Origin of the sequence: Chryseobacterium sp. SIMBA_028 (genome assembly GCF_046535285.1) — a bacterium.
Lineage (GTDB): Bacteria > Bacteroidota > Bacteroidia > Flavobacteriales > Weeksellaceae > Chryseobacterium.
The window spans coordinates 164,104-183,318 of sequence record NZ_JAWRWZ010000012.1; the positions used below are offsets into that span (position 1 = coordinate 164,104).

Sequence of the window (19,215 nt, forward strand, 5' to 3'; positions counted from 1 at the left end):
ATCATAAACTCTTATTTAAAACTCTTTTTACATTTAAATACTTGAATACTTTCATACTTCTAAAAATTTACACTTTGCCTCCCGTGCCCCGGGAGGCTTTTGTATTTCTAATTGTAATCTTAGCCTATGGAAAAATAATCTATTCTGTAAATAGAACAAAAGTACTGCTTCAGGCCTGCAAGAAAAGTCTTTACAGATATTTAAACTGACAGACGGTAAAATCAGTTTTCTTCCAGTTCTTCTTTTCTTTTCCTGATAAAATCCTTTGGCCTGATTCCATTGATTTCATAAAAAAGATCTGAAAAATTTTGTCTTGAAGAAATCCCACATTCTTCTGCCAGCGCTTCAATGGTATAGTTCAGGTATTTTTTATTGGAATTTAAAAGCTGGGTAATATATGAAATCCGCAGCTCCCCTATATACCGGTTAAAATTCATTTTCTTTTGTTCATTGATATAGGTAGATAAATACGACGTATTGGTATTTAACTGTAAGGCGAGCTTATTTTGGGTCAGCCCTTTTTTGACAAACCCCTTATTGCTTTCAAACAGTCTAAGTTTAGACGATAAATCCTGGATCTGTTCAGCAGTAAGAACACTTTTCCTCTGCTCCCCTTCCGCTTTCAGCTTTTCTTTCTTTTCCTCTATATGATGCCGAACTTTCAATCCTTCTTCACTTAATTTGTATTGAAGCTCAGTATATTTCCGCTGCACCTTTTGCTCCCTATAATATCGGAAAATGAACATTCCTAAGAAAAATAACGCCAAAGCAATACATACAATCATTGAAATCAATCTTCCCTTACTTTTCCTTTCAAGCTGCTCTTTCTTATCCATGAGTAATCTGGTGTCATATTCTTTATGAATCCGGGGAGACAAATAACTAAAATCCCTAACTAAGACACTGTCAACTTTTAGCAGCTGTTTGGTGTAGTACAGCTCCTTTTCCAAACTTTTATCTTTTTTACTGCTCTTGATCAGATCTTCATAACTTGCTCTAACTTCAGGTAATATGAAATGATGGGTATTAAAAATTGAATCCACCTTCATCAGATATTTCAGACTTTTGGCTTCATCAAAACTACTGTAGCTTTTCCCCAGGTAATAGTATACCACAGAGGCCCAGGCAAAATCTTTCGCCTTCAAAATCGGATCCAGTGATTGCCCCAGATCAGATATGGCTGCTTTATAATTTTTATGATTGTATTCTAAAAGCCCTTTGCATTTAAAAAAATATCCACGCTCCAAAGAAAATTCATCCATATCATATGTTCTGGAGAGCGCCACATTCACCAGACTATCCGAAACTTTAAATTGTTTTAGATTTCGATAACATACAATCATCTGATGCAGGGTATTATAATATCCCCTTGTATTGTTATAAATTTCATTAGGGTGGAGTTGTTCTTTGGATTTTGTTTCAAAGAAGTGGTTGCAGTCGTTAAACAATTCCAAAGCATCCTGATAATACCCCAGATAGCTTTTAACAACCCCAAGATGGTATTTCACCTTATATCTGAGATAATTATCGCTGGTATTCTGGGCATATTGATAGGCTTTGAGATATTCATCCAGGGCAGGCTCAAATTTCTTGAAGTTGAAATAATAAATAATCCCTAAGAGAAAGTCCATTTTCTTTTGAAGACATACAGTAGCTTTAAGTCTCATAATCTATTTTTTCAAAGCTATAATGGTAATGCGACAGAATGTGTCGTAAAATAAAATATAATTGAAAAGTTTCGCCTCACAATTTCTTCCCTTTCGATTTACCCGAAGTCCTCTTAAGGTCCTTCTTCCAAACATTCCTAAACGAAAACTCAAACTTCCCCACCTTTCTATCAAATTTCAAATACCCCTGATACTTCTTCCCATTCTTATCCACCAGCCCATCAACATACGCCGTCTCCCCTGCCTTTAATTTCTCCATCTGCCAAGCCTTAAGCTTCTTCCCTCTAAACATCCCAGGAACCTCTGCCTTAAATCTGCTCTTTAACTCTCCTACCCTAAGACTCTTACTATTCTTCTTAAACAAAAACTCCACATACCGCTTATCTGCATTATACTGAACTGAAGCATTAAAGAGCGTTCCCCTAGAGGAAAGCATATTTTCAATAAACAGGACCTTCCCTTCCCTAAGAACCTTTTTCTGCTCTTCATTCAAAGTCACTCCTTTAATGACCAGCGGAATTCTCATTTCATTTGTTCTTACTGCAATCAAATCATTAGTCAGCCTGTCTCTGGAGATCAGTGACGGAATCTTTTCTCCTGTAATGGGGTACACCAAATCCACTACCCTCCCCATATTCCCGCTCTCCATCAGGTTTCTTTGATCTTCCCAGGTAAACTCATGTCCTAAAAAAGTCTTTGTAAAATCAGGATCTTTTCTTACCGGATAAAACCTGACTTCCAAATTCCCTGCATGAGTCACCCGAAGTGAAAGTCTGGCCTCCATCTGAGTCACCACTGAGCCTATCTTAAATTCAACAGGAACGAGCACAGGTGTTTTATATCCTTTGAGCATCGGCTCCAAAGCACCCATCTCCCTGAGCTTATCTATACTCAAACCAACCTTCATCATCATCTTCCAGTTCACCTGTTCAGGATTGTATAGGTAGCGATCTTCTACCCTATGGTCCGTAACCTTATTTCCGTCCGAAAGACCTCTATGAGCCTCTACAGCATCAATAGAAACTTCATACTCCTTAAGCAATTCTTTCTCCTCCTCTGAAGCCTGATCCACATACTGCTGCAAGTCTACAGCTGTCTGCTGAGCTTCATACTCAGTTACCTTAAAAAATGAAAAATCAGCAGGGTCTTTCAGCTGATGATAGAATTCACTAAACATTTGAGCAAAGGACCTGTCCTCTGTATCCAAATGAAGTATCTGATCAGAACTTATCTCTTTAAAACCGTTGTCTTTCAATTCTCCATTCTGATCCACTCCCTCAACCATTCGAATAGTACTGCTGCTTCGATGTAGTACGAGTAGTGTACTACCAATTTTTTCTACTGCGCTCAGTTCACTATTATTTTCCTTTTCCATAACTATACGTATAAGCAAACCAAGTTATAGAGCAGTAGTCATCCATCGATTATTCGGTACGCTAGGGCATTACTTGACAACGATCGGCGTTATCATTTTTCAGAAAACTTAAACTAATGCGCAGGATGTAATCTATAATAAAAGAAAATATGTTTCCTGTAATAAAAATATAACACAACTTAGTCTTACTATGTAAACATATAATTATAAGCTGTCCAATTTCCCAATACGTTTCACCAATATAGTATTGATGTTTTTATAAATTTGGGAATAATTTAGCTATGGAACTGTATAGCTGTTGATTGAATTTTCGCATTCTTTCTGACATTTAAAAAATTATTAACATTTTCTGAGATTATTTACTTTATTCAGTTTCCATTTTAGCAATGTATTTTTCTTCAAAATCAGAATAACTGTGATAATAATCCATATTTGATAAATCTATTCCAAGCAATTCTTTAGGATTTGTTTTTTATTAGGAATTAACATAAATTGATCATCACTTTCGTCGATTTTCAGACTTTCAATCGATTCAATTATTACCTCCCCTCCAATATTGCCAAAATAACTTCGTCTATTGGCATAAACCATTCACTTTCATGAAATCCAACAAAAGTTGATCAATTTCTGACTTAGAAAAATAAAATCTGCCATTGTGCGAACCCACTTTTATATGCCGTTTTTTTCATGTCCATATTCTTTCATAAAATCATCACGAAGTTTATTACACCATTTTTCAATTATCGAGGTCAATTTCAAGAATTTAATTTCATTCTTACTTTGAAATAGATTTTTGTCAAGTATATCAACTGTCATATTTAAACTAAAATATCCATTTTTATGATTGATGTTATATGTCGTTTCATTGCGATCAGAAATTCCAAACATATTTTTGCCGTTGTAATAGTTTTCTTTTAGTTTAAGATCACTTTCAAAAAAATCATAGAGTATTTCCCGGACTTTGTAGGGTAATTTTGATTTTAAGTTTAAAAAAATTCTTGCTGATTTATTGGATGTAGAAAAATCTTTTAGATTTTTCTCGTGAAAAAATAAGAATAATTCATAGTCATAATTTTTATCAATATACAAATCTATGGAGCAAAGTTTGTCATAGAATCCTGGTGAAAAACTATATGAAAGCAAATACTTTTCTTTGAGTTTTCTATTTTTATTTTCAGTAGTGTAATTTTTATTAAGCTTGTGAATCATTCTCTGATAAGTGTTGTTTTTTAAAATGGTAAATAACTTAAATATACGGTTAAACTTCCCTGTTTCTTGGAAAAATTAAATTTAATAATTTAATTTGTTTTGACCTTTCCCACTTAATCAATCTATTTATTCCCGATGTTCCTACTTCCACACCTTTTTCATACTTAGAAAAATAAGCTATAAATAAGATAATTTTACAATTATTGCGTCAATATAAAGCTTATTTTTATTCATAAAATATTGAGTTTATATGATTGTTATTTGGTCCGATAGGAATTTCTTTATTTTATTTCATCTTCAAACTCTAAAAAATCTTCATGAAGACCTTGGACCACCTGTCCTGTAGATTGAAAATTTTCATCGGTCTTCATCAGTGTCCAGCTTATTTTATCTCGATCCGCTTCCTGGTTTCCTTCATCTAACAGTCCAACGACATTGTAAATAATACCTTTAGAGTAGGAGGTCAAAAAACTTAATAATTTTTCCTCTCCAACGATGTCTTTTATGGCATCATATTTTTCCTCAACTTCATCATCAAAGTCAGAGGCCATAGTGATATTGTCGTATGTAGATTTTGCGATATCGAATAGAGACTTAAGGATGAGAAATCTAGCAAACTGTGGTATTCCTTCAGTGACTTCGCTGGAAGCCCAACTAGAAGGATTTTTGGCACCTGCGTTGCGCAGTCTCATGACTAAGCTTTCATATTCTTCTTTTTGTAAGTCTGTTAATGTAGATCTCATAGGTTCTTTAAATTTTTTATCAGCAGCATGATGCTGAATATATTCTATTCTTTAATTAAGTACAACCCAAATTGGTGGGTAAATAGATACTGCTTTTCTTTTAAAATGAATGAGCATTTTAATTAACAGTAATGGCGGTCATGTTTACAATCGTTTTTTGAGATTGTCTTTTATTATGTATTCTCATCATCTCCCTCTTAAAAACATTTAAAAGTACCGCTTTTTCCTGCAGCAAACTGTAGACCTTTGCCGAAGTTAGCTCATGTTACTCGCAATACCAAGGACTTCTCGGCTAAAATCATCAATGATACTTAGACTTCAGATGCTTCTGACACATTGCGAAATATTATAAATAGGATTCATGCTCTAGATAATTTTCTCATTCTTGCCAAATAAAAGTTTACAAGGTTTCTTTATAAAAAAGCAACTCACTACATAGTAAGCTGCTCTTTATGATTATTAAATTCAATTTAAATGATTAAGACTATTATTTTTTGATGATTTTTTTGCTAAAACTTTTTAGAGATCCAGTTACGGTAATAGTATACATCCCTACTTTTAAATTAGTCATATCTAAATCTGTAGAATTTCCGGTCACATTTTTTGTAAGTAACAAACGTCCATCTATATCGAAAACTTTTACATCAAGAATATCTGATTCAGAATTAATAAAAATCTTATCACTGGTAGGATTAGGGTAGATTCTAATTTTTTCAGCAGTAGCAATATCATCGGTTTTTAGAAATCCGTTTTTATTTAGCTTAATAGTAAATCCATCATAGCCATCAACATTTTCATTGGTTATTGTTGGAAAGAAATTAACCTTATCAGAATATTTTCCGCCTAAAATGATATCATCATTTTTATCAATTCTTACGGCATACGGATAATCATGAAGAACGCCTCCGTAGCTTTTTGCCCAGAGAAACGAACCATTGGTATCTAATGATATCAGATAAATATCATAATTCCCTCCATTAGAATTAATAATAAATTGCTGGTTTGCTGCCGGATTGCAATCCATACTTGTAAGGAAATATCCTGTAAAATAAACACGACCTCCTTTCACAGCAATATCATAAGGCCTTGTCTCCGAAGGAAATAGCTGACCCATCGCATCAAATTGCTTTACCCAAATGAATTCACCTAAAGTGTTTAGTTTTAAAAGATACATACTATAGCCAGTGCCAAGAGCAGTCATTGGGTAAGTGGAATTAGGACTAAAATCAAAATCTACTGTTCCCCTATAGTGTCCGGAGGTGTATACATTTCCTAAATTATCTACCTGAATAGCGTATCCTACATCATAACCATTTCCTGATCCTAATGTCTTTGCCCATTGCAAACCGCCATCCGACAAATTATATTTTGCTATATATGCATCCTCAGAATTGCTTTCAGACTGCAAATTATAGACGCCACTTTGAGGATCAAAATCCACAAGCCCCCTGTAAGAACCTGTAATATATAGACTTTGCCCATCAATAGCGATCTTTTTTACAATATCATCTACACCGGGGTTACCTATTTTTCTTGCCCATGCAAAGTCTCCGTTGGTATTGATCTTCATAAAAACAATATCATATTTGTTATCTGAAGTAAGATTAAAAGTGCCTGGCCCAGGATCGAAATCTACTGTATTCCAAAAATGCCCAGCTAAGTATATATTACCAGCTGTATCGACTTTCATATTATTGAAGACACTTCCCAAAATATTTTCATCTCCCACTCTTTTAGCCCAAACGAAATCTCCATCAGTGGTATATTTTCCAAGGAAACGAGTCGTAGCACTAGTTAATGAGAGAAGAGGCAGAAAAAATGATCCGGAAGAGCTGGGATCAAGATCCATACGATAATCAAATAGTCCGGTAATATACAAATAGCCATTACCATCTAAAGCAATTTTAGGATGAAGATATTCTGCATTGACAGGATGTACACTCACACCCCGATCACCCCCTATCTGCTTTGCCCATATAAGATTACCTTCGGAACTGTACTTTACACAAAATAGATTCCCTTTTTCTTGCGTAAAATTATTAAGATTATAAATTCCCGGCCCGGGATCAAAATCTACTCCATCAAGAAACCTTCCCACTGCATAAACATTTCCTTCGGCATCTGTAGCTAAATCTGAAACATAATCTTCCGAAATACTTTTAATACGGGCAGCCCAGCTGGGTACCTGAGCCATTAAAGAAGCCTGTATAAAAAAACACATCAATAAATATAAATACCTCATATACATGTTGTTTATTAATTTTCCGCGAAACTAAGATAATATATTAACATGTGAAAAATATTGAGTCTAAATTTTAGTAAGTGAATTGGCTAAAGTTTTCTTTTACTAAAGCACTTAATCCAGACCCTATGCTTAACCATTCTCTGTGGGAAAAGTTAGGTAAGCCTCTCATTGATAAAGACAATCCTCCTGCATGTCTGAATCTCTCACTCAAAAATCTTCCGGAGGAACATTGGAAGCCCACACCTAGATTCGAAGATCGGTATATGATTTCCGATAAAGGAAGAATAAAACGATTGAGTGGCTGGACTTCTCATCATAACATTTTTTACGGTGAAGAACAGATAATGCCTCTTAATTTAATGGGCAAAGGTGATACCCAGTATCTTTATATACGGCTCAACCAAAAGGAGAAAAGAACCCTGCTAATGATTTCCCGTTTGCTTTATTATTGTTTTGTAGAGAAATTTGATATGAATGACAAAACGCTGGTTATTGATAACCACAATGAAATGTTATGGGATATCGATCTTTCAAAACTCTCATTATGTTCCTTCAGTTCATTAGTTAATCGAAAAAAGGAGCATAAAAACCGATCAAAGGAGATGTTACTGAAAAAAGGCTAATGATACAATCTTGTTCTGTCCTCAATATCCTAATCAAAACTAATATTTCAGTAAGCTAGGACATCATTTGGCAGTGATTGGCTTTAACTCCGGAAATCACTAATCTTATAACATAACTTATTTCTTTCTAGTGCTCTTAAAGAACGTCAGAATCTTTTTTTTTATGCTGCTATAAATATCCTTATATCATCTTCCCTACACTCCATGTTTCTCTAATAAAGTATATTTCATAAAATTACATGAAAGCTGTCTTTTCGGACAGATATCAAATTCAAAAAATACTTTGCCTTATTTTCGTCCGGTGCTTCAGTCCAAATTCTATTAAAGCATGAATAACTGGAAGGGTCTCATTAGCATGATCGGTCAGCTTATAGGATACCGTTATCGGCTTTGTATTGTTTACCGTCCGGGTTATCAGTAAATTCTCTTCTAACTGCTGTAATTCCTTTGACAATATTTTGGGTGAGATGCCCTGCACGCTTTCCAACAAATCTTTAAAGCGCATAATTCCAGAAAGGTATAAACTTCGCAGAAGAACTATTTTCCATTTCCCACTTAATAGTTCCAAAGCGTCGTTCAGTGCTAATTGTCTGTTAGGGGCATCTGAAGTACATGTTATTTTTCCCATAATTATAGTAACTATCCTAAAGGTAATGAATAGTAAAATTATCATGAATGATTGATAGTTTTGCTATTGTAAATATAAAAAAATCAAAATTTATGACACAGTATAGGGACAACAGTTTGGCTGGTAAAAAAGTTGTTGTATTAGGCGGCACATCCGGCATCGGTTTAGCAGCATCGTTACTGGCATCGGAGAATGGCGCTTCAGTCGTTGTAGTTTCCAGTACACAGAAAAAGGTAGATGAAGCATTATCAGCACTACCGGCAGGAAGTACAGGATTCACCGCTGATCTTGGAGATGAAAAGCAAACCGAATTGCTCTTAAAAAAAATAGGTGAGTTTGATCACCTCATTTTTACAGCGGGGGACAGACTAAGTTTTAACAAATTATCAGAACTTAATATTGATGAAGCAAAAAAATCCATTAATTTACGTTTCTGGGGAGCAATAATGGCGGCAAAGTATGCCATGCCGATGATCAGAAAAGATGGATCAATTATTTTAACCACTGGTGCCCTTGGAAGAAAGCCCAGAGAGGGCACAGCTGTAATTGCAGCAATGGCAAGTGCTATTGAAGGCCTTACCCGTGCGCTTGCCATTGAACTTGCACCTATAAGAGTTAATGCCGTTTGTGCAGGAACGGTCAGGACAAACCTCTTCGAAAATATGTCCCATACTGAAAGAGGGGAGCTTTACAACAAAACGGGAAGTAAATTACTAACCGGGAGGATAGGCAACGCAAATGAAATTGCTGAAGTTTATCTGTACCTGATGAGAGCAAGTTTCACCACCGGACAGATTGTTGTGGCTGATGGAGGAAGTTTGCTGGTTTAGCTGATCCAGCTATAATTTTTATACTTTTATAACCGTCACTTTCCAGGCTCACCAGAATTTTAATAATAATTCATCATTAAAAATTAGTATCTAATTAATGCTATATATTTTTAAAATCATCGTCGATATTCAATACTTGGACATAGAGCGTATTTTATATTTATTTACTGTTTGAAAAATAGGGAGCCTTCAAAAACGGGGAAGTTTACCACTACTGTTTAATCCATTTCCTCTCATATGGTTAAGACCCAAAAGGATAATCGTTGCTTGCATATGAAATTTCAGGAACGCCTTGTGCTGTTTTTAGCGAAACTTACTCTATATTTTGATATTCCCATAAAAATGCCCTAAAAAGTGTCTATCTTTTTAGGGCATTCCCAAAACAGTGGTTTATTTAAGTAAAAAAGCTAATGAATTGCAATAGCTTGGAGAAAATACACAAATTATAAGTTCCGTCTTGGTTTTAATATTATACTGAGATTCAATAATTAGATCTCTTTGAGATTTTCTTATGGCTTGTTATCAACCTCTAAAGCTCGCTTTATTTACTTTTAACAAAGGTCTGTCGAATAATTTCTCCTTCTCTGGTTTTCGCAGATAAGATGTAAGCCCCTGCCGTGAGCGATGAAACATCAATAGTATGAATGCCTTTCACTTCAAATAATTTCTTTCCGGATAGATCAACTACCTCCACAACAAGAGTGCCAATAATAGGTAAATCAGCACATCATTTGGCACTGATTGCCTCTACAACAAAGCAGTTATGGAAAACCTTTATAATGCAATAAAAGTGCTTATATACTTACCAAAGAAAAGATACATAGTTACCAAGTATTGGAAATGATGTTATAGAAAACACGTCTTGTCATTCATTAAATATGGGGATTGCTCTTCTGGACTATTTTACTTTGTCTATTCTTATTTCAACTGGATAAACAGATGCTTTTCCAACCTCAAATGAGACTTCTACCTTATCATTCGTCGTCAGTGGTTTTCCTTCATTATCATAAAATATTGTTTTATCAGTTCCACGTCCAGCATTTTCAGGAACAAAAACGCTGTTATGTCCATTTTCTGCCCAAGTCATCTCTATGGGAGTAATCGTTTCCCCGCCATCACCCGGTGCCGTATTTACATACACTGTTTGGGGCCTGTTAACGTAAACCGTCATTCCTGTGGAATAATTCAAATAACCCTTGATCGAAAAACGTTTTCCTTCATTAGTCTCTTGATCAGCCAAAAGTTTTTGTACAGCTGTCTTTGACGATTCCATGGGCGTTCCTTTTTCACGGTTTTTATTACTATCAAAATACGAGCAGGAAGTAGCTGTTGATAGAGTTCCTGCAATTACCGCTGTCACAAATAATGTTTTAAATGTCATATTAATTTTGCTTTTGTTAATGATGTTTTTGAGTGTAGTATAATATTTATGGCTTATCCTTACGTTCTTGGGAGCCTTCAATACTTCTCTGACTAATATTACGGAATTTCTTTATAGCAAAATCCGTTTATTCATAAAAACATACTTTAATTTTAACAGATCTGATTCTAAATATTTAATTGATAAAACTAATCTCATGTTTACCAAAAAAATGACCAGTAATTTTCGAAAACTCAATCTTCCCCTATTATAAATATTAAGAAAAAATATCAATTTTAAACTTATTCTAATTTTCACATTTTATGAATATTTTATATCCATTTTGAACAAATCTAGTATAAATTATTACTTTTGTATATGAACCAGCATCCATACCATACATATTATTCTAATCTTACTCCGATTGAAAAGAAGTCCAGCCCCAGAGAATTATTTTTCAAGGGAGATTTTTCTCTTTTGGAAAATGGGAGAAGAGTATCTGTAGTAGGTTCCAGGAAGGTCTCTGACCTAGGCGTGAGAAGAGCAAGGAAAATTTCAAAATTCTTAGTTGAAAACAACATTACGGTAGTAAGTGGACTGGCAGAAGGAGTTGATGCAACAGCGCACAAAACAGCTATAGAATTAGGTGGTCATACCATTGCAGTAATTGGAACTCCACTTGATAAATATTTTCCTGCTGCCAATAAAAATCTTCAGGGTATCATTGCAAAAGACCATCTTTTGATTTCACAATTTCCTGTAGGATATCCTACTACCAATAAGGATTTTCCAATTAGAAACCGTACTATGGCCCTTATAAGTGATGCTACCATAATCATTGAAGCCAATGAAAAAAGTGGAACCAGACATCAGGGATGGGAAGCTTTACGATTGGGTAGGGAACTTTTTATAATGGAAAACGTTATTAACGAAAATATTAGCTGGGCAAAAGAAATGCTGAACTATGGAGCTCAGATCCTTACGAATGATAACTATGATGACTTAATACTTGATATCCCATACCTTACTGCAAAAGCCGATTATGCGTTTTGAGTATCTTACTTTTTTAGTCTATTCTCCGAGAGGGAAAAATACAGTTGCCATGCAATCCAAAAATCTAGAGGGTCGTATTAAAAATGGCGAAGCTGGATTTACAAATCATTTATCATTACTTAAAAGAAAATAATCTACATACTTATTTTGAAGATACTACTTTAGTCCCAGTTCCAAGAAGCTCCCCTCAGGTAGATGGAGCTGTATATCCATCATTGATTATTGCAGAAAACTTAGTGAAAAATGGAATCGGAAATAGTGTAACTGATTGTTTAAGCAGAACAGAGGCAATAGCTAAATCAAGCAGCAAGTTCAGTGCTGATCAACGGAATTCGGTGAGCACCCATTTAAACAGTTTAAAAGTAAAACCACTTATCATTTCGGAACCCACTATTATTATTGTAGATGATATTCTAACGCTGGGAAGAACAGCTTATGCAAGTGCTTTGCTTCTAAAAGAAACCTATCCTGATAAAGAGATTAAGATTTTTTGTCCAATGAGAACACGAAGTTTTAATGAACCAGAATCATTAACAGATATAAGAAGGGATTTCTTAAGAGCCGGACTCGATGATAATGTTCAACTTCCTGATTGATTACAGTAATCAAAAGATCCAATTAGACAGTACACTTCTTTCTTGTAATTAGCTATGATAAATCTAGCCTTTCAAAGTTTGTCATTTAGTTTATAATCGACTTCAGTTCAATTGTACATACAATGTTTCATCATTGGAAATACATGCTAAAAGAAGCCTTTACACCCAACACCTGCCATATGATCGCCATCATGGTGTATTAAATCTATTTTCATTTTCCAATATTATTTCTTTAAAATGCTAGGAGAAGATGACTTAAGGGACTTAGAAAAAATAATGGAATTCATGCGTGCGGTTTTTGTTCTCATTTATAATTATTGGTTTCACCATAGTTTTTTGCAAGAATACGACTTGGTATACTCTACAGTAGATACCATACTTATGAATTTTCACCAACGGCAGGCATGTTTTCACATCCACTTTACACCAAAAACACTTGCTCTTATTCTACTTATTTTAATTAGAAACCAAATGAATTAATAATGAAAAAAATAAAATCCTATGCGATTATTAACAATTACATCAAACAGCATATTAAAAATGTTTTTCGATGCTTATCTATGATTTTAAATTTGATGCCCTTCAACCATTGCCACTTGTTAAGGCAAACCTTTTGATGATATTAATTAAAAAAACTTATTATACTACAATTTTTTTAGTAGTTTTTCCTTTATACGTAATAATTTCAAAATGAAATTATTTTGGGATGTGGTTTAAAAGCACTATAAAAAAATTACTCGTGCTTAATTCCATCTATTGCAAGATAATTTAATTTTTTTTTAAATTTGCGGCTGATTCTAACGTTCAATTTGAGTCATGGTTAATTAGTTGATCCTCGGGTATATCCGGGGATTTTTCGTTTATGATTTTAGTCATATTCTAATGGTGAATTTCGCTTTAATTTTATAATTGATTAATGCATTCATACTTTTGATAATTTACACTTTGCCTCTCGTGCCCCCGGGGGGCTTTTTTTATGCCCTTTAATTCTGGAAAAACCAATTTTTATATCAAAAGCATCAGTTAATATTTTGTGAATATTTCAATATATATTAACTTTGACACATGGATTGGAAATTATATCATTAATGCTTCGTGTGGTATATCCGTTGTTGTGACAGTCTTCTATGATCTCCAAAAGTGTTTATGTTGGCACTATCCAATGCCTGAAGCTCAAAATCATTAAGGATGATTCCATACGGTCTTGTATTTTTCCAAGTTCCTATTGCCATAATCCGTCTCTTTTTGTCATTTTTAATCTGGTAAACAGCTTGGAAGTACTACATTAATTTACTTTGAAGCATTTGACACATGCCTGGTAGCCCGACGCAATTACCAGGTAACTTTTACTCATGCCTATACTTCCTGATCAGGATACTTTCATTTTTTATGTACAAAATCACATCATGCAAGACGTATTATCAGATGCGGGTATCATCAAAATTGATACTTTCAATACTGGATCTACAATGTAATTTTATGTTTTTCATGCTTCGTTCTGTGCACTTTTTGTTTTTCTTTCATCCCATTTGACATCGATGAGAATCAATATAAACTTGTCAAGGGCATAATGATCTTTTCATTATGGAGTAACATACTCACACTTTATTATATATCTTTTTTTGCAATCAGAAGAGTACCAGAAACCTATGCAACAAATGTCATTGGAATGAACTTAATCACAAACGAAAAATATTATCATGAAATAAAGCTAATCCTCTGCTGGTATTATATTTTGCAGCCACTGTTGGGCCAGTTTCTCTACATAATCAACCAATGTAGTTATCTCATTAATTGTATAAAACGTATATTCTGAATGATCTTTTAAAACCTCAATATTTTCGAAACTGTGGTCAGCAGCAAAAAGTAAAACCTGTTTCGTATTTAAGTTATAATAGGTCTCATTCCCATTTGCTTCCTGTGCGAAACAAATCAAATCATCTGTATCAATTTGCTTTACCTGCTCATCTTTACAAACCTGATCATATAAATCAGTCCAGTCACCCAGCCCCTTAGTAAGACCAGATTTTATAAAAATAAAATTTTGATTATCGGTCAGCATTTCACTTCCTGCATCAAAATAATGATATGTTTCTTTTATTCCCCCCATTTCATCTAAGAGTAACTGATGTTCAGTTAAAATTTCGATTTCTGTCTGGATTTTTTCAGTATCACATAACCAACCACATCTAAAACCATTCCTGTCAATCCAAGTATGGAGATAATAGCTTGATTCTTTGTTTTTTGATGATGTTATATTAACACGCGTTATCGAAGTCGATTGAAGTAATAGATGATATAAAATCGGGAATGTAGCTATAAATCGCGGACTAAAATTTTTACTGATTCTATGTTCAAGTTCTACTCTATCAGCTGGTCTGACAAACCAACTTACCTCTTGTGTGAAATTTTCAAAATCATTTTTATCCATTGTTCGTAATCATTTAATAAATGTTTGTGAAGTTGAGCACACGAAGTGCTTCAATATGGCGGAAACATTAAAAACAACTAACTTCTTGTCTTATTACTAAAGTTGAACAGAATTGCATATGCTTTGCCTATCTTACACCAAGTGTTTTTTTGTTCTCAACCGTTAAATATACTTTTAAAATTTCTGTAAAATCATAAAGAGTTTGGTTTTTCGAAAAAATTATTCGAAAGAAATAATATTATTTTGGTGAATATAAATGATGGAAAATGTCGAACACAGAGGTCATTGAAAACTACAAAATACTTAAAACTATTGTCTATAAGTGGGCTTATAGGTGATAGTCCACAACTCATTTCTCTGCATATGAAGTATGGTATTTTTTTTCATCAGTACAAAAGAGAAATACTGCCTAGGTACTCAAGGAGCTCTAATTACAAATACGAAACTAATATGAAGTGATCATAAAAAATCCCCAGAAACCCGGGGATAAAAACACAAATGATAAAAAAAATTATTTCGATATGCTAAAATAAAAAATATTTTTCAGCCAGAATTGTTAAACTATTATAAAATTCCTTACTGATTTTATGTAATAACTTTCTTCTTACCAAGGTGCATAAAGAACGTCATAATCTATTTTTTATCCTGCTATAAATATCCATTTATTATCTTTTCTGCACTTTTGATTTCTCTAATAAAGTCTATTTTGGGAAATTCAGTAAATGCTGGTTTTAGAAACAAATATCAATTTCATAGAAGACTTTGCCTTATTTTCGTCCTGTGCTTTAGTCCAAATTCAATTAAAGCATTGATAACAGGAAGGGGTTCCTTTGCGTGATCAGTCAGTTTATAGGATACCATTATAGGTTTTGTATTAAGTATTTTCACTAATAAGCCTAAACGGTTTCTTAACCTTTTTTTATTTTCCAGATAAAAAATTACTACAATAATTATGCAGAAATTATGACCGTTACATGAATAAAAAAAAGGACTTAATTATTCCATACCATTGAAGCCGATTACTAAACAATATCCATTGAGTAAACAAATCTATCCAAACTTACAATTTATAAATTGATGCGTTTAAAATAAACTATATCTGAAATTAATATTATAAAGCCCTGACCGTATACTTGGATAATCGGTAAAAAGATACCGTACAATCATTCCCCATTTTTGCAATGCAGGTGCTTTTGCAATTTCAAAACTTCTATGCATTCTTTTGACATGAGTTCTTATATCTTCGGAAACTTCCTTCTCGCTCTGCAGCCAGTTGCTCACCTCCCTCCAGAGTATAGCTCTTGATATTGCCGGATTTATTTCCCTGTTATCCACTTTTGTTATTCTGTTACTTTCATGTACACCTCTTATAGCAACAGCCTGATCAATAATCCCGGGATACAGATCGAGATAAAATGACAAACGGAAAAGAAATTCAGTATCTTCATGAAGCTGTAACTCTGGCTTAAACAAAGTCTCCATTTTTAAAAGAGCCTCTTTTCGAACGGTAAGAGTGTCAATACTGAAAAGACCAAAGGTTCCCAACATATGAAGCTGTCCTTTAAAAATATCTTTCGGTTCATATTTTTTATAAACCGTTGTAAGTCTTTCTCCAAATAACCTGTAATACTGTTTTTTCGCTTTCTCAGAATAGTAATGTACACCAAGAGCGCCATACACTCCCTCAATTTTCACATTCTTAAAAAGCTCTTTTTCAGCAGCAAATCGATTGGGTAGAAAGTAATCATCAGCATCCAGAAAAGCAATAAAATCCCCGGTTGATTTTTCAATCCCCAGATTTCTGCTTGCTCCTGCCCCATGATTTTTATGATCAGTATGCTGAAAAAATTTTACCCTTTCATGTTTTTCAGCTAATTCAATGCAAATTTGAAGTGCATTATCTGGTGATCCGTCTTCAATAAGGATAACTTCATAAACTTCTTTAAAATGTAATGCAGAATGTACTGCATTTGCGACATATTTTTCTGCATTGTAGACAGGAATAATGACGGAAATTTTCATTCGATTAATTATAATTTGTGTTGTGGGTCATTAATAAATTCATCGAAAACATCAGATGAAATAGAAAATGAAGCTATACTTCCAGTTGATCATATTTTAAAGAATCCTGCTGGTATTATACAATTTTAATTTGCTTTCAAGCATTTCTAAATGAAAATCTGTAAAATCCAGATGGGTCACAAAGCGTACCAGATTTTTTCCAAAAGGAGAACATAATATATTATTTTCCTTCATTTTAGCAACAAAGGTTACTGCCTCTATATTTTCCGGAAGAACTCCTATCACAATATTAGTCTCAACGGGATATAAGCTGATAATATCTGTATAGGTCATTAATAATTCCCCCACTTTTTTTGCCCTGAAATGGTCATTTTTAAGCTGGGAAATATGATTGTCAAGAGCGTAAATGCCTGCTGCTGCCAATCCACCGGCCTGCCTCCAGCCTCCTCCCATTGCTTTCCTTGCTCTTCTTGCCTGTTTAATAAACACAGAGGAACCAATAAGCACAGATCCTACAGGACATCCCAATCCTTTTGACAGGCAAATGGATATGCTGTCAAATACTTCTCCATAGTCCTTAGGGGTTTCTGAAGTTTCAGTTAAAGCATTAAATAGCCTGGCTCCATCTAAATGCAAAATAAGCCCATGATCTTTACATATTGTTTTGATTTTTTTGATCTCATCAAAATTATAAATACTTCCACCTCCCTTATTTGTTGTGTTTTCCAATACGACAAGTCTGGTTATGGGTTGATGAATATCATTCGGATTATTAATAGCACCTCTGACCATAGCTGCACTTAATTTTCCATAATCTCCAGCCAATGTCCGAACCGAGGAAAAAGCATTCATGGCAATTCCTCCTCCCTCATACAGATAAACATGGGAAAGCTGGTCACAAATCACTTCATCCCCGGGTTTTGTATGAACTTTAATCGCCAATTGATTGGTCATAGTTCCGGTAGGACAAAAAAGAGCAGCTTCCCTACCGAACATTGCTGCTACTTTTTCTTCCAGTTTATTCACCGTAGGATCTTCATGGTACACGTCATCACCTAATACTGCATTGTTCATCGCATGTTTCATTTCCGGTGTTGGTGAGGTCAAGGTGTCACTTCTTAAATCTATTACTTCATTTTCCATATTATAAAAAAATTAAATATCTGTATTGATTATTTTGATTTGTCTGGATTAATGTTCAGGCACTACCCCATTTCTATAAATACTAAAAGTTATTGCACGATAGTTACTATAAATGGTTTTATGGTAATTGTATGTGAAACTTCAAAGAACCATCACGCTGCAGTCACTGAATTTCTCAGAGAGATCATTTTCTCACTTATCACTGATGCAGAGGGTTATTATTTTAGTATTTTTTCGACAAAAGTTTATCGGATTACCTGATTCGTATTTACTTTTCCAAGGCAATAATACAAACAAAATTAACTTGTATTATCATTATATCAATCAGACAGGCCTAAAATGATAGATATCTACTATATGTTTTAGTTTTTAGTTATACCTATTTTGCCGCAGGTTCAAAATACAGAAGATTCTTAACCGAACAAGTTTGTAATCATGCGAAAAAGAACCATTTAAATGATGTCCGATTATACGACCTGCATTGTGAGTTTATTTTTAATCCGGTACTATCATATTGAATCTCAATTACTCTGTTCATCACAGTCTGTTCAATATGTTTCTGATAAACAAATTCCAAGCTGCACTTTATTATCAATATAATAACACCATACACCTGCAATAAAACACAGGAATTTACCTATCATCAAATAGGATTTGTATTGTTAAAACAAACCGTAGTATGCCCTATCCTTATTAAAAAATCATTTTATTAATTTTATAATTATTCACCATATATTGAACCCGAAAGCACCATCAACAATACATTTAAAGACAATACTAATAAAAAAAACCGCTTTTATCACTATAATAACAAATTAAAAAAGTAAAAATGATAGATATCTACTATATGTTTTGATTTTTAGACCTACTAACTTTGCCCTCAAGACAATACCGATATCATTCGGTTAAAAAAAACACAAATAACCTATGAACCTAAACAAGCCCTGAGGCTCGTTTAGGATTTGTAATGATACAATTGAAAAAAATGAAAAAAACATTAATTTTGACAGGTGCAATCTTATGCACCTCACATGCATTCGGGCAGGTCGGTATCAATTCTGAGACTCCGCATCCATCAAGCAACCTTACTGTAGCTCCAACAAATTTAGAAGGTAAATACAAAGGCACCCTTTTAAGCCCTATGACAACAAACCAGATCAACAGCATACCCCGCCCCGCCAATGGTTTACTGGCGTATGATACTGAAAAAAAATGTCTGAAAGTAAATAAGGGCAACCCCACTCAACCTCAATGGTTATGTATCAACACAAAACAATAAAAATACGTTGT

At 34.0% G+C, this 19,215-nt stretch carries 18 protein-coding genes; 6 read left to right on the plus strand and 12 right to left on the minus strand.

The window, feature by feature from the left end:
- Nucleotides 1-221 precede the first annotated feature (221 nt).
- From SCA31_RS17125 to SCA31_RS17145, 5 genes are all read right to left on the minus strand, one after another.
- Nucleotides 222-1,667: a helix-turn-helix domain-containing protein gene (locus tag SCA31_RS17125; RefSeq protein WP_410698184.1), complete on the minus strand. Its 1,446-nt coding sequence runs from the start codon at nt 1,665-1,667 to the stop codon at nt 222-224.
- A gap of 76 nt (nt 1,668-1,743) precedes the next feature.
- Nucleotides 1,744-3,042, minus strand: a complete 1,299-nt coding sequence (locus tag SCA31_RS17130; RefSeq protein ID WP_410698185.1) for a DUF4099 domain-containing protein — start codon at nt 3,040-3,042, stop codon at nt 1,744-1,746.
- Between the two features lie 669 nt (nt 3,043-3,711).
- Nucleotides 3,712-4,251, minus strand: a complete 540-nt coding sequence (locus SCA31_RS17135) for a hypothetical protein (RefSeq protein WP_072923307.1) — start codon at nt 4,249-4,251, stop codon at nt 3,712-3,714.
- Nucleotides 4,252-4,532: 281 nt separating this feature from the next.
- Nucleotides 4,533-4,943 carry a hypothetical protein gene (locus SCA31_RS17140; protein ID WP_410698186.1) on the minus strand — a complete coding sequence of 137 codons (411 nt, stop codon included), beginning with the start codon at nt 4,941-4,943 and terminating at the stop codon, nt 4,533-4,535.
- Nucleotides 4,944-5,481: 538 nt separating this feature from the next.
- On the minus strand, nt 5,482-7,236 hold the full coding sequence (locus SCA31_RS17145; protein ID WP_410698187.1) for a T9SS type A sorting domain-containing protein: 1,755 nt from the start codon (nt 7,234-7,236) through the stop codon (nt 5,482-5,484).
- A gap of 80 nt (nt 7,237-7,316) precedes the next feature.
- On the opposite strand from SCA31_RS17145, the gene SCA31_RS17150 reads away from it, so the two are divergent.
- Nucleotides 7,317-7,862, plus strand: coding sequence for an NUMOD4 domain-containing protein (locus SCA31_RS17150; RefSeq protein ID WP_410698188.1), 546 nt, complete (start codon nt 7,317-7,319; stop codon nt 7,860-7,862).
- A gap of 271 nt (nt 7,863-8,133) precedes the next feature.
- Here the strand turns inward: SCA31_RS17150 and SCA31_RS17155 are convergent, their stop codons facing one another.
- Nucleotides 8,134-8,490 (minus strand): winged helix-turn-helix transcriptional regulator, encoded by a 357-nt coding sequence (locus tag SCA31_RS17155; protein ID WP_090025021.1) that lies wholly within the window; start codon nt 8,488-8,490, stop codon nt 8,134-8,136.
- A gap of 92 nt (nt 8,491-8,582) precedes the next feature.
- Here SCA31_RS17155 and SCA31_RS17160 point away from each other — a divergent pair, with 92 nt between their 5' ends.
- On the plus strand, nt 8,583-9,320 hold the full coding sequence (locus tag SCA31_RS17160) for an SDR family oxidoreductase (protein ID WP_410698189.1): 738 nt from the start codon (nt 8,583-8,585) through the stop codon (nt 9,318-9,320).
- Between the two features lie 541 nt (nt 9,321-9,861).
- Here the strand turns inward: SCA31_RS17160 and SCA31_RS17165 are convergent.
- The gene (locus SCA31_RS17165; protein WP_410698190.1) at nt 9,862-10,014 is read right to left on the minus strand and encodes a T9SS type A sorting domain-containing protein; all 153 of its coding nucleotides are present in this window, start codon (nt 10,012-10,014) and stop codon (nt 9,862-9,864) included.
- A gap of 204 nt (nt 10,015-10,218) precedes the next feature.
- A complete protein-coding gene (locus SCA31_RS17170; protein ID WP_410698191.1) occupies nt 10,219-10,701 on the minus strand; it encodes a hypothetical protein in 483 nt (160 codons plus the stop codon).
- Nucleotides 10,702-11,058: 357 nt separating this feature from the next.
- On the opposite strand from SCA31_RS17170, the gene SCA31_RS17175 reads away from it, so the two are divergent.
- The 3 genes from SCA31_RS17175 to SCA31_RS17185 all read left to right on the plus strand — a co-directional run bounded on the left by SCA31_RS17175 (nt 11,059) and on the right by SCA31_RS17185 (nt 12,809).
- Nucleotides 11,059-11,733 (plus strand): DNA-processing protein DprA, encoded by a 675-nt coding sequence (locus tag SCA31_RS17175; RefSeq protein ID WP_410698192.1) that lies wholly within the window; start codon nt 11,059-11,061, stop codon nt 11,731-11,733.
- Nucleotides 11,734-11,816: 83 nt separating this feature from the next.
- Nucleotides 11,817-12,329 carry a hypothetical protein gene (locus SCA31_RS17180; protein ID WP_410698193.1) on the plus strand — a complete coding sequence of 171 codons (513 nt, stop codon included), beginning with the start codon at nt 11,817-11,819 and terminating at the stop codon, nt 12,327-12,329.
- Between the two features lie 237 nt (nt 12,330-12,566).
- Nucleotides 12,567-12,809 (plus strand): YWFCY domain-containing protein, encoded by a 243-nt coding sequence (locus tag SCA31_RS17185; protein WP_410698194.1) that lies wholly within the window; start codon nt 12,567-12,569, stop codon nt 12,807-12,809.
- A gap of 605 nt (nt 12,810-13,414) precedes the next feature.
- Here SCA31_RS17185 and SCA31_RS17190 read toward each other — a convergent pair.
- From SCA31_RS17190 to SCA31_RS17205, 4 genes are all read right to left on the minus strand, one after another.
- Nucleotides 13,415-13,561: a hypothetical protein gene (locus SCA31_RS17190; RefSeq protein WP_167375291.1), complete on the minus strand. Its 147-nt coding sequence runs from the start codon at nt 13,559-13,561 to the stop codon at nt 13,415-13,417.
- 479 nt (nt 13,562-14,040) lie between these two features.
- Nucleotides 14,041-14,760, minus strand: coding sequence for a hypothetical protein (locus SCA31_RS17195; protein ID WP_410698196.1), 720 nt, complete (start codon nt 14,758-14,760; stop codon nt 14,041-14,043).
- Nucleotides 14,761-15,843: 1,083 nt separating this feature from the next.
- The gene (locus SCA31_RS17200; RefSeq protein ID WP_090024934.1) at nt 15,844-16,782 is read right to left on the minus strand and encodes a glycosyltransferase family 2 protein; all 939 of its coding nucleotides are present in this window, start codon (nt 16,780-16,782) and stop codon (nt 15,844-15,846) included.
- A 96-nt stretch (nt 16,783-16,878) separates the two neighbouring features.
- On the minus strand, nt 16,879-17,925 hold the full coding sequence (locus SCA31_RS17205) for a threonine aldolase family protein (protein ID WP_410698197.1): 1,047 nt from the start codon (nt 17,923-17,925) through the stop codon (nt 16,879-16,881).
- A gap of 985 nt (nt 17,926-18,910) precedes the next feature.
- On the opposite strand from SCA31_RS17205, the gene SCA31_RS17210 reads away from it, so the two are divergent.
- Nucleotides 18,911-19,204, plus strand: a complete 294-nt coding sequence (locus tag SCA31_RS17210) for a hypothetical protein (RefSeq protein WP_410698198.1) — start codon at nt 18,911-18,913, stop codon at nt 19,202-19,204.
- Nucleotides 19,205-19,215: the final 11 nt, after the last annotated feature.